This is a genomic window from Pseudomonas fontis (assembly GCF_028656955.1).
GTDB lineage: Bacteria > Pseudomonadota > Gammaproteobacteria > Pseudomonadales > Pseudomonadaceae > Aquipseudomonas > Aquipseudomonas fontis.
In genome coordinates this window covers 1-13,989 of record NZ_JAMDGY010000125.1, presented here as the reverse complement: position 1 = coordinate 13,989, position 13,989 = coordinate 1, and the positions used below count along the sequence as shown (strand labels likewise).

Genomic DNA, 13,989 nt, shown 5'->3' with positions numbered 1-13,989 from the left:
GTGCTATCTTGTGACCCTTGTTTCGCAGTTAGTTACGGTATCTACAAGCGCAACCTGACGGCAGCGGATACAAATGTGTAGCACAAGCGGCCTGTCGTTCTTCAGCCGCCCATCATCTGCCCAAATCGACCCGCATGGAAGTCCTCGAACGCCTCAGCAATTTCAGCTTCAGAGGTCATCACGAACGGACCATATCCCACGATCGGCTCATTCAGCGGTTCACCGCCCAACCAAAGCACCAGCGCATCAGTCGAGGCCTCGACCAGCACGCCCTCACCTTCCCCCTCGAACACCACCAACTGCGCCGCACCCACGGTTTGCTGGCCATTGACCGTCACCTCACCGCGCAGCACAACCAGCGCAGCACTGTGGCCCGCCGCACTCGGCAGCCGCACCGGCACACCCGCCTTCAACTGCATGTCCCAGACATCCATCGGCGTGAAGGTCCTGGCCGGCCCGGCATGCCCGGCAAACTCGCCGGCAATCACCCGCAAGCTGCCAGCGCCATCCGCCAGCGCAACCGTGGGGATCTCACTGCTCAGCAAGGTCTGGTACCCCGCTGGGGCGCCCTTGTCACGCGCTGGCAGGTTGACCCACAGCTGGACCATCTCCAGCGTCCCGCCAGTTTCAGCGAACGACGGTGCATGGAACTCCTCATGCAGAATGCCCCCCGCCGCCGTCATCCACTGCACGTCACCCGGCCCGATCAGGCCGCCCGCGCCCGTGGAATCGCGGTGTTCCAACTCGCCCTGGTACACGATGGTCACCGTCTCGAAGCCACGGTGCGGGTGCTGGCCCACCCCGCGACGGTCGCGGGTCGGGGTGAAGTCGTGAGGGCCGGCGTAATCCAGCAGAAGGAACGGGCTGATGTCTTGGGCCAGGTTGTCGTAGGTGAACAGGCTGCGCACGGGGAAGCCGTCACCAACCCAGTGTGGTGCCGGGCTGCGGTAGATACCTTTAATTTTTTTCATGGGATACCTCATTTCGTTTATGGGCTAAACGATACGAGTGCAGCGACTGAAGCGCTAGATAGCCAAAAACAGCTTCAGTGTTCTACACGCAGGACAATCAACCGCTCCATCAGCTCACTATTGGCCGCTGACATCCACCTCATGTTCATCGGCAAAGGCCTTGAAGGTCTCCAGGTCGATCACCTCCAGCTTGATCCTGGCGATAAAGGCCGAGAACGCCAGATTGGCGGCCAGCAAACGCAGGTCGCTGGCCCAGGCCGGCACATACGTCGGGCCTTGCAGCCAGCCCGACTCGAACAACGGCGCCAGGCGCACGGTGTCCCCCAGGTTGAGGCGCCCGGCAAACAGATGACCGACCAACTCTGGCCGGTTGTCGCGGATGGCGATGCGCAGCAACGTATGCACGCCCAGCAACCCGGTGAGGTAGGCGGCGTCCTTGGTAAACGCCGAACCGCCGCACAGGTCGGCGCCACGAAACACCCGCTGGGTGGAGCGGAACGACTCTTCCGGGGACTGCCCGGCGGCGACGAAACCTTCGAACACCTGGATAAAATCGGCGCCGTCCAACGCCTGCTGGACGGCCTGCACGCGCAGGGCCAGGCGGCGCAGGCGGTTGATGTCCATGCTGCCGGTGAACAGCTCGGCCAGGGTGGCAATGCCCTCTTGCGTCTGGGTGGTGCGTGGCGCGCCCAAGCCCAGGCTTTTCAGGTTGGGTTGCAGTGCACCGTTCTTCGCCGTAGCGACATGCACGAAGGCTTCGTGTTGCAGCAACTGCTGCTTGTCCAATTCCGAAAACAATGCGCTGGCCCGCAGGCGAATGCGGCTGACCCCGGCGATGGCCTTGGCGGCCAGCGCCGGGTCGAGCTTGATGGCGATCTGGCCCGCGCCGAAAAAGCGGTCCAGCTCCGGCTGCATCCACGCCGCGAAATCCGCCGCCGGGATATCCGCCTGGCTCGGCGGGATCTGGGTTCCGCCCAGCAGTGCGTCGGTGGTCTTGAGAAAGAAATCAGCCGCGTCGAGCATGGTCAGTTGCTGTTTCGGGTAGTAGAAGTCCGGGCGGCGATACAGCGCCGACGAGTACTGGGTGAAGGCCGGCGTACCAATCGCGCCGAGCATGCGCCCGGCCGTGGCGTAGCTGCGCGCGGTCATGGCGAGGAAATTTCCGGCCGGATGTCCCACATCACAATGGCCAATGAAGTCGTCCAGCGCGGCGATGTCGGCAGCATGCTCGCGGGGGCGCTGCTCAACGTCGGGCAAGCGGGCCTTGCCCTTGTGCCAGTTCGCCAGGAACACCTCCTCGACGCCCGCAGGCCAGGACAGTGCATCCAGCACGCGAATCTTGCGAGCCAGGCCTGGCAGCGCGGCATCGAGTTCGGACAAGCTGGCAGTGCTCATGGCAAATCCCCTGGGCGGCAAGATTCATCGCAAAAGCTTAGCCGCTACCCGGCAGTGGCGTTGAACCGTTGGCGCGCCACCGGCAACCCACTAGCCTCGCGCGGCGTCCAGCTCGGCAAGGACCTCTGCCCGCGTGGTGACCTGGCCAAAATGATGCTTCCACAGGTCGATGCCCAACTGCCCCGAGCGGTCGAGCGAGGAGCCTACGGTGAGGTCGGTCACCAGCGTGGGGCACAGCCCCGCATCGAACAGCGCAAAGCCTGCGGCGAGCACGCAGGTATCGGTCTGGATGCCGCAGACCAGCACGCGCTCGACGTTCAGTTGCTTGATGTAGTCGAGGGTTTCACGCGTTGGCCCGTAGCCGTGCTTGACGAAGACCTTGTCGGCTTCGACCAGGTTCTCGTCCTCGGCCGCCGGGTGCCAACCGAGCTGGCGTTGAAACGGGGTGGCCTGCTCGTCATGCAGCTCGACCGAGGCAATGGTAGGGATGCCGGCGGAAAAGCTGCGCAACCCATCGACCAGCCACTCCGGTGGGCTGAAGGTGGATTGAACATCGACGATAAGCAAAACCTGGCGCATGGAATTCTCCCGACTACTTGCTGAGGGCCGGGAGTATATCGTTTCATGCGTGCCTGGCAGCTCAACCTGCATCGCCCGAACAAGGAGAAACGCGTGAACGAGTACATTGTGCTGATGCATCAGGATGCCACCGACCCGCAGGCTGCCGCCGACCCGGATCGCTGGGCGCGCTACATGACCCTGCTACGCGGCACCGAGCAGTTCGATGGCGGCAGCTCGATGGGGCTTGGCGAGCGCTTGCGCAAGGGGCAGCCGAGCCAGCCCTGCGCCACTGAACTGAGTGGTTTCATCCGCATCCGCGCCGCCAGTCTTGAAGAAGCCAAGGGCTTTCTGACGGGCAACCCGGTGTACGAGGCAGGCGGCACGGTAGAGATCCGCGAGCTGCCGCGCAGTTGATCAACAAACCCTCAGTCTCGCCCGCGCAGGAACCGCGCTACCACCTCCAGTACCGCATCCGGTTTCTCCCGGTGCGGGACATGCTGGCAATCACTGAGGATCACCCACTCACTGCCCGCCGGTGACAACTGGGCCAGCCGTTGCGGGTGACACACTGAGCCGTACTCGTCGTGCTCGCCATGCAGAACCAGCGCCGGGCAATGAATGGCGTCTATCTCGCGTTCGATGGTCCAGTCGCTGAAATCCTCTGCCAGCCAGGTCCCGGTCCAGGCCGCCAGCACCCAGGACGCTTTATCGCCGTGATACTTCTCCAGCCGTGCCATGTGCCCAGGCTCGGCGAACTGCGCCTGGGCGGCCCGAATCCCCTGCACCGTGCGGTCTTCGACAAACGCCTGCGCCGCCACGGTGATCCACGCCGTGCAATGCGCGGCGTGGGCGGACGCACAAGCGGCGGCCATGCCGCCCCCCACGCTGTGGCCCAGCACGACAAAGCGCTCGATCTGCAGGGCCTGTTTCACCAGGGCAAAAAACCGCTGGGCCTCATCGCGGATGAAGTTTCGCGGCAAGCTGCCCGGATAGGGGTCGGAATGCCCGAAGCCGAGCCGGTCATAGGCAATCACTTCACGCCCGGTCGCCTCGCTCAGTTGCTCGGGGAAGTCCCGCCACAGCGCGATGCAACCCAGCGAGTCATGCAGCAGAAAGATCGGTGGCCGCGTCACCGGATCGGCGCCGAGCACCGGGAACCAGCGGCAACACAATAGCCGCCCCTGAGGTGTATCGATCCAGAGTGTTTCACGTGTAGTGGCCAGTGCCATGCAAGCCTCGGTTAAGAATGCGCGGGTTGTGCATCGCGGTTTTGTTGCGGACCTGGGGCAGGTCCAGCAACCGCAGCAAAACCTATGTTGACGCGGTCCACACCGCCAATTCGTAACCATCCGGGTCGCTGAAGTGGAACCGGCTGCCACCGGGGAAGGCAAAGGTTTCCCGCGTGATCACCGCGCCCGCTTCCTTGAGCCGCTGCTGCGTCAGGGCCAGGTCATCCGCGTACAGGATGATCAACGGCCCACCCGGGCGCACTGGCTCGCCCGTGGTGAAACCACCGGTCAGCCGCTCATCGGTGAACTCGGTGTAGGTGGGGCCGTAGTCAACGAATGTCCAGCCGAATGCGCTGGCGTAGAAGGCTTTGCTGCGGGCTATGTCGGCAACATTGAACTCGATGTTGTCGATCTGTCGGTCTTTGCCACGAACGCTCATGGATCCCTCCTTGGCTGATTGAAGGCCGCGATCATAGCGCACATTGCATCCCGTTCAGCCCTCAACGACTTCGCTTGCCGCCTGGTCGGGCTCGGCGGCCTGCTTCAGCCGGTCGGCCTTGCTGATGTACTGGGGTTTGCTTTTCGGGGCCAACTTGGCGCTGGCCTTTTTCGCGTTGGCTTTCAGTAGCTGGTTGATCTTTTTACGACGATTCATCTGCTTTTACTCGGGTTGTACGTTCTTGAAGGCAAAATCCGTGGGACAAAAGCGCTCGCTCGTGTCCATTGCAACACTGCGCAGGCTGGCCGTTTCCAGGTGTGCCGCGTGCAGCGCTTGGGAAAAATAGTTGATCAACAGGGTCCGGCGCCGGGCACCGCTGACGTTCAGGCTACCCGCATGCACCAGGTCCACATCAAACACCAGCATGTCACCCGCCGTGCCTGACAGCTGCACCGCGCGCGATTCGTCAGTAAAGTCGAAGGCTGGCGCTCCAGGCTCGGGCCGGTGGCTGGCGGGGACGATCCGGGTGGCACCATTGTCGGGGCCATAGTCATCGAAAAACGCCAGTACTCCCACGCTGTCACCGGGCCGCTCAACCGACAAGTCGCGGTGCAACTGCTGATGACCACCGCCGCCCAGCGGCTCGCGCCCCTCGACCTGTGCCAGGAAGAACCGCTCGCCGATCAACGCCCCCGCCGCCGCCAATACCTGTGGCAAGCGGCATACCGCCTGCACCCTGGCGTCCGCCTCCAGCAGCGAATGCCGCCAGTCGCTGCCACGCGGCACAGGCCACTGGCTCGACGGTTTCACGCCGGCATCGAACACCGCACGTAGCTCATCCAGCCACTCGCTAGGGATGGCCCGGCGCAGCAGGATATAGCCATCGCGATGGAGTTGCTCGCGGTCAGTCATCGGATCCTTCCTTTAATACCCATCCAGAGTGATGTTTGGCGGCCGTGTCAGCGTGCTCACGGATTGTTTTCTGTCGAGAAGTCTGCAAAATTACTCCCGCCTCCCTTCGCGACCGAGCGATGATCACGCGCTATGAACCGGACGCCTCAGCCCTATGCCCATTGACCTGGAAGCGCTCTACCCGAAACTGATCCACTTGATGCTGGATACGGTATTTGTAGTCGATGCGGACAACCAGATCGTTTTTGTGAGCGAGGCCTGCGAGGCCCTGCTAGGTTACCGCGCCGAAGAGCTGACCGGCACCCCGATCACCCACTATATGCACCCGGACGACCTGGCGGCGACCCGCGCATCGATTATCCAGGTCATGAATGGCCAACCGCACTTCGACTTTCGCAACCGCTACATCCGCAAGGATGGCAGTGTCGTGCACATCCTCTGGGCGGCGTTCTGGTCCCACGAGGTCGGTGCGCGGATCGGCGTGGCGCGCAACGTCACGGCCCTGACCCAGGCTGAAGACGAACTGCGCTTCCTCGCCCATCATGATCCGTTGACCAAGCTGCACAACCGCGCACTGTTTAATACCCGGCTGGAGTCGGCCCTGCGTGCGGCCCATCGCGACAAGCACAGCCTGGCGTTGCTGTTTCTGGACATCAATGATTTCAAGGGGATCAACGATGTGCATGGGCACGTTGCGGGTGACCGTGTGTTGTGCGCGATAGCCCGACGCCTGGAGGGTTGCATGCGTGAAACCGACACCCTGGCGCGCATGGGCGGCGATGAGTTCACCCTGCTGCTGACCGACATCCATGCCGAGCACAGCGTTGCCGAGCGGGTGGCGCAGATTCTCGCGGCCATGGCCGAGCCGCTGGGCCCCGAGTTTGGCGGGATCCGGATGCCGTCCTGCAGCATCGGCGTGGCCTGCTACCCCAGCGACGGGGAAGATGCCGATACGCTGCTCAGCCATGCCGACGGCGATATGTACCGGATCAAGCGCAACCGCTTCGCCACGGGGTAACGGACCTACCCCCGCCCGCCTTCAACCGCAGCTGCTGTATTGAAAAACACGCACGACCTGTATCTCTTCGAACCGCCCCGCAGCCCCCACTATTGGCGCTGACGGCAGGCGCGTGTGCCTGCCGCCTTGAAGCAGGGAATCCCGATGAAACTGTTCTACCAGACCCATTCGCCCTACGCCCGCAAGGTGCTGGTCCTGGCTCACGAGCTTGGCCTGGCGTCGCAGTTGGAAGTCATTCACCACGAGACCAGCCCCACCACCCGCAACCCGGTGATCTACCAGGCCAACCCGTTGGGCAAGGTGCCGGTGCTGATGCTACCGGACGGCATGGCGCTGTTTGACTCCATGGTGATCTGCGACTACCTCGACACCCTGCATGACGGTCGCGCCTTCATCCCTGCCGAAGGGCCCGAGCGCTATCAGGCCCTGCGCCTGCAAGCCCTGGCGCAAGGCATCTGCGACGTCGGCATCAAGCTGCGCTGGGAGGTGGAACGCCGCCCGCAGGCCTTGCGCTACCCGGCCTATGCCGAAGGCCAGGCGTACAAGCTCGAAGAAACCTGGCGTTTCCTGGAGCAGCAGCTCGACCTCGATGGCCCGGTCACCCTCGGGCATGTCGCCCTGGCCACGGCGCTGGACTGGATCGCCTTTCGCGGGCTGTCGGACTTCTCCAGCCAGCCGCGTCTGACCCAGTGGTACCAACGCTTCTGTGATCGCCCATCCATGCAGGCAACCCGGTACAGCGGGCAAACGCACGACTGAATGAAGGAACATCTGAAATGGCTGCGCTCCTGCTGCAAATGTCGCCCATCGGCCTGGTAATTGCCCTGATTCTTCTGCTGCGACGCCCCCCGGTACAGGCGGCGCTCGCGGGCGTTGCCGTGGTGTTCGTGCTGTGGGGCATGGGCGTTGCTGCGCCGCTTTCCACGGCGGTCACCACGGCCATCTTGCGTGACACGGTCGTGCTGTTCCTCAGCACCGCTTGCGTGATCGTGCCCGGGCTGGCCTTCGTCATCCTGGTCGAACGAGGCGGCGCGCCCCAGGCCATTGGCGCCTGGGTCAAGGAACTGGGCTGGACGCCCCCCGCGCAAATCATCTTCATCGTGCTGGGGCTGGCACCGCTACTGGAATCAATGACCGGCTTCGGTGTTTCGCTGATTGCCACGGTCCCGCTGCTGATGGGCCTGTTCTCCCGGCAAACCGGGATGAAGATCGCCCTGACCGGCATGGTCATCATGCCCTGGGGAACCCTGGGCCTGGCCACGGTGATCGGCTCGCTGCTGACCCACGTGACGCCGCAAACCCTCGGTAGTCACTCGGCACTGATCAGTGCGCCGGTGTTCCTCAGCCTCGCCGCGATTGCCCTGTGGCTGGCAGGGGTGCGCGGCGCCAAACCCTGGCTCGGCCTGTTGCTGGTGGCGGCGCTGTTCGTTGCCGTGCTGTTTTCCATCAACCGCTGGATCGGCCCGGAAGCCTCGGGCGTGCTCGCCGGGCTGACGGTTGCCGGCGTAGGCCTTGGTCTTTCGTGCTGGCAGCGCAAGACCCTGGTGCCCTGGCCTCGCGCCGCGTGGCCTTACCTTGCGCTGCTGGCGGTCATCGTGGCCTCGCGCGGGGTCTTCCTGCTCACGGGCTGGGAGAGCACGTGGGTGATCAAGGGCGCGCAGGTGTCGTGGAAACCGCTGGCGTCCCCTGGGCTGGCCCTGCTCATCGTGACCCTGCTGATGGTGGCCAGGCAACCTGCGCCAGCGGGATTCCCGTGGCGCACACTGCTCACCCGGGCGAGGTTTCCGGTGGCGACGATCTTCCTGTTCCTGCTGCTTTCCCAGGTCATGGTCAATGCCGGGTTCCTGGTCGAGGCGCAACGCGCACTGCAAACGTTGTCCGGTGTTGCCCTGGCGCCGACGATTGCGCTGCTGGCGGGAGTTGCCGGCTATGTCACCGGTTCCAACGTCGGCGGCAACACGTTGCTCATGCCCACGGTAACCGCCCTGACTACGGCCTACGGACCGTGGCTCGCCGCCATGGTCAACAGCGCCGCAGGGCATGGCGCGCTGGGCTCGTTGTCGATTCTGTCGTTGATCACCGGGCTGGCCGGCGCCAACCGCCAGGAGGAGCATCAACTGATTCGCTTTGCCTTCGCCCTGGTGTTGCTCAACATCGTCATCGTTGCTGCAACCGGCATGGTTTTGCTCTACCTTCTCGGGGCCACTCCCTGAGTTGAATCAAGAGCATGCATGGACAGGTTTGAGAGTACCGACAAACGCTGGCGGATCGTCAAGGACTGGGTCATCCGCCAGATCGACAGTGGTGAATGGCCCGGCGAATCGAAGCTGCCCTCGATCCGCGCGCTGGCGCGCCTGTTCGAAACCAGCCTGACCACGGTGCAGCGGGCCCTGGCAGAACTGGAAGCCAATGCCTATGTGCTGAGCGTGCCACGGGTCGGTTATTTCGTCGCGGCCTCGGCCCGCGCTCCGCGCAACGCGCACCCGGACTTTTCCAGTGTCACGGTCAACGTCAACCACGCGGTTGTCGCCATGCTCGCGCAAGCCGCCAGCCCGACAATCACCTCACTGAGTTCTGCAGTGCTGCACAGCGAGCTCACCCCGGAGGTGCAACTGAACAAGTGCCTGGCGGCGCTGGCCGGCAAGACCGGGCTGTCCCTGGCAGGGCTGGTGGCACCGCCCGGGCTGGCCGGGCTGCGCCGCAAGATCGCCGGCTTGATGCTGACGCGCGGGGTGGTCTGCAGCCCCGACGATATCCTCATCACCTCCGGCGATACCATCGCCCTGGAACTGGCCCTTGAGGCCGTCGCGCCCAAGGGTGCCACGGTGGCCATCGAGACCCCGACCTACTACGGCATCCTGCAAACCATCGAGCGCCTGGGCATGCGCGCCCTGCCCATACGCACCCACGCGGCAAGCGGGATGGATGTCGAGCACCTTGCACAAGCCTTGAAGCTGCACAAGGTCGACGTGATCTTTCTCAACCCGACCCTGCAGAACCCGCGTGGCTTCATCATGCCCGATGACGCACGGGCACGCCTGGCACAGCTGGCACGCGAAGCTGACGTGCCGATCATCGAGGACGATATCTTTTTCGACCTGGTGCCCGAGCAGGCACGCCCGCGCGCACTCAAGAGCTACGACATGCAGGGGCAGACGATCTATTGCTCGTCCTTCTCCAAGACTGTTGCCCCCGGCTACCGTGTGGGTTGGTGCATCGCCGGCAAGTACCGTGACGCGATGCTCGCGCAGATGTTCTCACGCAACCTTGCGGTCTCGAGCCTGGCGCAACACGTGCTGGACACCTTCATCGAGCGCGGCTACCTGGACACCCATTGCGCCCGGCTGCGTACGCAACTGACGACGCTGATCGGTTTTGTGGCTGCGCAGGTGCAGGCGGCGTTTCCCGCCGGTACGCGCTACACCCCGCCGAGTGGCGGCTTCATTCACTGGCTCGAACTTCCCGAGCACACCGACATGACGCGCCTGGCAGCACTGGCCCATGCACGCGGCTGCCACATCGCCGGCAGCGCGATCTTCTTCGCCGATGGCCAATGCGCCACGGGCTTGCGGCTCTGCCTGGGGCGCACGCTTACACCGCAGGTGGCGCACAGCCTGCAGGTGCTGGGCGAGTGCGCGCGGCTGGCGCAACGGAGCGAATAAGCCCGTCTACACTGCCCTCACCTCAGGCACGGACGCGCGTACACATGGCAGTCAAAGCGAACACCCAGACCTTCACCATCCTCGCCCAGGACCCGGCGGTACAGACCGCCGATGGCACACCGTTGTTTGCCCAGGTCAGCGTGCCGCTAGAGCGCCTTGCGCCGGGCCCCACCGGCTACCGGGTCAAGGTGGTGGATTTCGATGCGTCGAGCAACCGCCTGTACACCCCGCACACCTATCGGCAAGGCCCGGACGAGAAAGCCATCGACCCGTTTACCCCGGCGGATGCCAAGCTGTTGCGCGACCCGCGCTTTCATTGCCAGCACGTCTACGCCATCGTCATGCGCACCCTCGCCCGCTTTGAGCTGGCCCTGGGCCGGCGCGTGGCCTGGGGCTTTGGCGGGCATCAGTTGCATATCGTCCCGCATGCCTTTGTCGAGGCCAACGCCTTCTATACCCATGAAGACCGTGCGCTGCTGTTCGGCTATTTCCAGGCCGACACGCGCCAGGTGTTCACCTGCCTGTCCCACGACATCGTCGCCCACGAAACCACCCACGCCTTGCTCGACGGTTTGCGCGCAGGCTTCATGAATGCTTCAGGCCCGGACCAGGCCGCCTTCCACGAAGGCTTTGCCGATGTGGTGGCGCTGCTGTCGGTATTCTCCCTGCGCGAAATCATCGAGTTCGCCCTGACCGCCGACCGTGGCATCGGCATCACCACCCGCAACGGCGTACGCCTGATCAACGGCACAGCCCTGGAAATCGACGCACTGGCCAACACCCTGCTGTTCGGCCTGGGGGAAGAGTTCGGCGAAGCCCTGAGCGGCCTGCGGGCCAACCCGCTGCGCCGCTCGGTGCAACTGGCGCCCTCCAAGGACTACCTCAACAGCCCCGACTACACCGAACCGCACACCCGTGGCGAGCTTTTCGCCGCTGCCATGCTGCGCAGCATGCTGGAGCTGTGGGTAGTGCGCCGCAAGGCGCTGGGCACGTTTGGCGACAACCTCTACAACCTTGATGCGGTCATCGACGAAGGCGCCAAGGCCGCCGACCAGTTGCTGACCATCGCCATTCGCGCGCTGGACTACGCGCCGCCGCTGGACCTTGAGTTTGGTGATTACCTGGCCGCCTTGCTGACCGTCGATGCCGAGGTGGCGCCTGACGATTCACGCTTCGCCTACCGGCAGATCATTCGTGCGACGTTCGACGCCTACGGCATCATCCCGCCGCCACAGCGCACTGACCCGGACGGCTGCTGGCTGATGTTCGCCGACAACGACCGGGTGCAGTACCGCAACACCCATTTCGACTCGATGCTACGCGATGCCGAAGAGGTCTTCCGCTTCCTCTGGGAGAACCGCGAGGTGCTGAATATCGACAGCCGCGCCTACACCGAAGTGGTCTCGGTGCGCCCGAGCCTGCGGGTCGGGCCGGACGGTTTCCTGCTGCGCGAGACGGTCTGCGAGTACATTTCGCGGGCCAATATTTTTGGCTCCGAGGTCACTGCCGTGTGCAAGATGGAACGCCCGTCGTGGATGAAAACCACCGCCGCGCTCACCGTGTACGGCGCCGGTACGCTGATCTTCGACCAGTACGGGCGCATCAAGTACCACATCCAGCGGCCTCTGGATGATGCCCAATGGCAGACCCGGCGCCTGACCTACCTGCTCGGCCCGGACCCGGCACACAATTTTGGCGCGACCGGCGACGCCCGGCATTTCGCCGCCTTGCACCGTGCCCGCGCCATGCAGCCGGCGGCGCCCACGGGAGGGTCACAGTCATGAGCCCGATTCGTCTGCATCTGTTTGTCTATCAGGTCGGCTTCGGCGACTGCTTCCTGCTGCGCTTCGTCTACCCCGGTGAGGTGCACCGGCATGTGCTGATTGATTTCGGCTCCATGGAGATGCCCGACGGCGTGGTGGCGGCCAAGCGTCTGCTGGAGATTGCCGAAGACATCAAGCTGCGCTGCAACGGCAAGCTGCAGGCGCTGGTCGCGACCCACCGGCATGCCGACCATATCAACGGCTTTGCCACCCGCAAGAACGGCAAGGGTGCCGGCGACATCATTCGCAGCCTGGCACCGGACATCGTGGTGCAGCCCTGGACCGAACAACCGGACCTGCCCGAAGACGCCAGCGCCCCCATCGGCAGCAGCGCACACGCGGCCTATCAACAGCGCCTGGCCTTGCGCAACATGAGCGAAGTGGCCGGCAGCGTGCTGGCCCAGCTCGACGGCCAGCATCACGGGCTGTCGGCGGAGCTGGTCGATCGTTTGGGCTTCCTCGGCCGCGACAACGTTTCAAACCTGTCTGCCGTGGAGAACCTTGCCAGCATGGGTGGCAAGCAGGTGTATGCCTGGTTTGGCAGTGAAGACCCGCTGGCCGAGGTGCTGCCTGGCATCACCACCCGGGTGCTGGGCCCGCCGACGCTGGAACAGAGTGATGCCATCCGCAGTGAGCGCAGCAGCGATCCCGAGTACTGGATACGCCAGCGCGCACTCATGGCGCACGATGGCGCGGCGGTATCGACGGCGGCCAATTCACCGTTCCCCGAGGCGGAGTCGCGGCGCGGTAGCCAACTGCCGCTGAGTGCCCGCTGGATCGCCGAGCGGGTGCGTCAGGCCCGTGGCGAGCAGTGGTTGCAGATTGTCACGGCGCTGGACGATGCGATGAACAACACCAGCCTGATCCTGCTGTTCGAGGCGGGTGGCAAGAAGCTGCTGTTCCCGGGTGATGCGCAGATCGAGAACTGGCGGTATGCGTTGAACCAGGATGGCATCGCCGCCCTGCTGGAGGATGTCGACCTGTACAAGGTGGGCCACCACGGCAGCCTGAATGCGACGCCCAAATCGCTGTGGGAGGGTTTTGACAAGCGCGGCCCGGCGAGCAAGGCCGACCGTTTGACCAGCGTGTTGTCTACCAAGCCTGGGCGGCACGGGCATGTCGAGTCTGACACCGAGGTGCCCCGCCGCCCGTTGGTGGCGGCGCTGGAGAAGGACTCGACACTGCACGACACCGATCACCTGGCAGCGGGCGTATTGTATGAAGAGGTAGTGCTGGAGCTCTGAAGATGGCGTATCGACTGGCGGCTGACGGCCTGGTGCTGGTGCATCTGCTGTTCATCGTGTTCGTGATGGGCGGTGGTTTGTTGCTGCTGCGCTGGCCGAGGTTGTGCTGGGTGCATTTGCCGGCGGTGGCCTGGGGGTTTTCGGTGGAGATGTTCCACTGGATGTGCCCGCTGACCGAATGGGAGAACCGCTTGCGGGTGGCGGCTGGGGAACAGGGTTATGCCAACAGTTTTGTCGAGCACCATGTGTGGCCGTTGATTTATCCGGCCGGTTTGACGCCGCAGGTTCAGGTCGGGCTGGGTGGGTTGGTGGTCGTGGTGAATGTGCTGGTGTATGGCTGGGTGTGGTGGCGCAGGGGCTAGCCTTGTTTTCTGTAGGGAACGGGCTCGGGGGCTCGGCCGGAGGGGCCGTAAATTCTTAACAAGATCAAACGGATAAGCTCCGCAGCCAAAGGTATACGCTGTGAACGCAACTGTCTTGCACCATTTTGTAGCCGCTGCCGTCAGGCTGCGCTGGAGCCCGTGAGGGCTCCTAAAGGCTGCGCCTGCGTTGCAGGCGAGCGCAGCCTTACGGCAGCGGCTACATAGAAGCGATAGGCCAGCCCATAGTTAACAAAGCAAGAGCGAAGCGAATTGTGCTGTTGATCTTGATCTGCCGGCCCCGTCTTCCAGAGGCTGAACGGAGGTGTCGTTAAACGGGCGGGGGCGTAGCCCCCTTCGGCGTAGCCGAAGACAG

The 13,989-nt window shown here is 64.0% G+C and carries 16 protein-coding genes; 8 read left to right on the top strand and 8 right to left on the bottom strand.

The features are described from left to right. Positions 1-101 precede the first annotated feature (101 nt). From M5G11_RS26610 to M5G11_RS26600, 3 genes are all read right to left on the bottom strand, one after another. A complete protein-coding gene (locus M5G11_RS26610) occupies positions 102-971 on the bottom strand; it encodes a pirin family protein (RefSeq protein WP_273913872.1) in 870 nt (289 codons plus the stop codon). A gap of 117 nt (positions 972-1,088) precedes the next feature. Next, positions 1,089-2,366 carry a peptidase MATCAP family protein gene (locus M5G11_RS26605; RefSeq protein WP_273913873.1) on the bottom strand — a complete coding sequence of 426 codons (1,278 nt, stop codon included), beginning with the start codon at positions 2,364-2,366 and terminating at the stop codon, positions 1,089-1,091. A gap of 90 nt (positions 2,367-2,456) precedes the next feature. Next, complete coding sequence (locus tag M5G11_RS26600; RefSeq protein WP_273913874.1) at positions 2,457-2,945, bottom strand: cysteine hydrolase family protein; 489 nt, start codon at positions 2,943-2,945, stop codon at positions 2,457-2,459. 45 nt (positions 2,946-2,990) lie between these two features. Here M5G11_RS26600 and M5G11_RS26595 point away from each other — a divergent pair, with 45 nt between their 5' ends. Beyond that, the gene (locus M5G11_RS26595; RefSeq protein ID WP_273913875.1) at positions 2,991-3,341 is read left to right on the top strand and encodes a YciI family protein; all 351 of its coding nucleotides are present in this window, start codon (positions 2,991-2,993) and stop codon (positions 3,339-3,341) included. A gap of 11 nt (positions 3,342-3,352) precedes the next feature. On the opposite strand, the gene M5G11_RS26590 is transcribed toward M5G11_RS26595, so the two are convergent. From M5G11_RS26590 to M5G11_RS26575, 4 genes are all read right to left on the bottom strand, one after another. Further along, the gene (locus M5G11_RS26590) at positions 3,353-4,156 is read right to left on the bottom strand and encodes an alpha/beta fold hydrolase (RefSeq protein WP_273913876.1); all 804 of its coding nucleotides are present in this window, start codon (positions 4,154-4,156) and stop codon (positions 3,353-3,355) included. Positions 4,157-4,238: 82 nt separating this feature from the next. Further along, a complete protein-coding gene (locus M5G11_RS26585; RefSeq protein ID WP_273913877.1) occupies positions 4,239-4,595 on the bottom strand; it encodes a VOC family protein in 357 nt (118 codons plus the stop codon). A gap of 54 nt (positions 4,596-4,649) precedes the next feature. Next, positions 4,650-4,811 (bottom strand): DUF2986 domain-containing protein, encoded by a 162-nt coding sequence (locus tag M5G11_RS26580; RefSeq protein ID WP_273913878.1) that lies wholly within the window; start codon positions 4,809-4,811, stop codon positions 4,650-4,652. A gap of 6 nt (positions 4,812-4,817) precedes the next feature. Then, entirely contained in the window at positions 4,818-5,507 is a 690-nt protein-coding gene (locus tag M5G11_RS26575) for a phytanoyl-CoA dioxygenase family protein (protein WP_273913879.1), read from the bottom strand. Positions 5,508-5,661: 154 nt separating this feature from the next. On the opposite strand from M5G11_RS26575, the gene M5G11_RS26570 reads away from it, so the two are divergent. The 7 genes from M5G11_RS26570 to M5G11_RS26540 all read left to right on the top strand — a co-directional run bounded on the left by M5G11_RS26570 (position 5,662) and on the right by M5G11_RS26540 (position 13,616). Beyond that, a complete protein-coding gene (locus M5G11_RS26570; protein ID WP_273913880.1) occupies positions 5,662-6,525 on the top strand; it encodes a sensor domain-containing diguanylate cyclase in 864 nt (287 codons plus the stop codon). Positions 6,526-6,669: 144 nt separating this feature from the next. After that, on the top strand, positions 6,670-7,284 hold the full coding sequence (locus M5G11_RS26565; protein ID WP_273913881.1) for a glutathione S-transferase family protein: 615 nt from the start codon (positions 6,670-6,672) through the stop codon (positions 7,282-7,284). 17 nt (positions 7,285-7,301) lie between these two features. Further along, positions 7,302-8,738 carry an L-lactate permease gene (locus tag M5G11_RS26560; RefSeq protein WP_273913882.1) on the top strand — a complete coding sequence of 479 codons (1,437 nt, stop codon included), beginning with the start codon at positions 7,302-7,304 and terminating at the stop codon, positions 8,736-8,738. 18 nt (positions 8,739-8,756) lie between these two features. Then, positions 8,757-10,187: an aminotransferase-like domain-containing protein gene (locus tag M5G11_RS26555; protein ID WP_273913883.1), complete on the top strand. Its 1,431-nt coding sequence runs from the start codon at positions 8,757-8,759 to the stop codon at positions 10,185-10,187. Between the two features lie 44 nt (positions 10,188-10,231). Next, on the top strand, positions 10,232-11,971 hold the full coding sequence (locus tag M5G11_RS26550; RefSeq protein WP_273913884.1) for a gluzincin family metallopeptidase: 1,740 nt from the start codon (positions 10,232-10,234) through the stop codon (positions 11,969-11,971). Next, a complete protein-coding gene (locus tag M5G11_RS26545; RefSeq protein WP_273913885.1) occupies positions 11,968-13,254 on the top strand; it encodes a ComEC/Rec2 family competence protein in 1,287 nt (428 codons plus the stop codon). The genes M5G11_RS26550 and M5G11_RS26545 overlap by 4 nt, the downstream gene beginning before the upstream one ends. A gap of 2 nt (positions 13,255-13,256) precedes the next feature. Next, positions 13,257-13,616, top strand: coding sequence for a DUF2784 domain-containing protein (locus tag M5G11_RS26540; protein WP_273913886.1), 360 nt, complete (start codon positions 13,257-13,259; stop codon positions 13,614-13,616). Between the two features lie 140 nt (positions 13,617-13,756). Here the strand turns inward: M5G11_RS26540 and M5G11_RS26535 are convergent. Further along, positions 13,757-13,989 (bottom strand): hypothetical protein (locus M5G11_RS26535; RefSeq protein WP_273925426.1); only part of this gene is annotated, 233 nt, incomplete at its 5' end.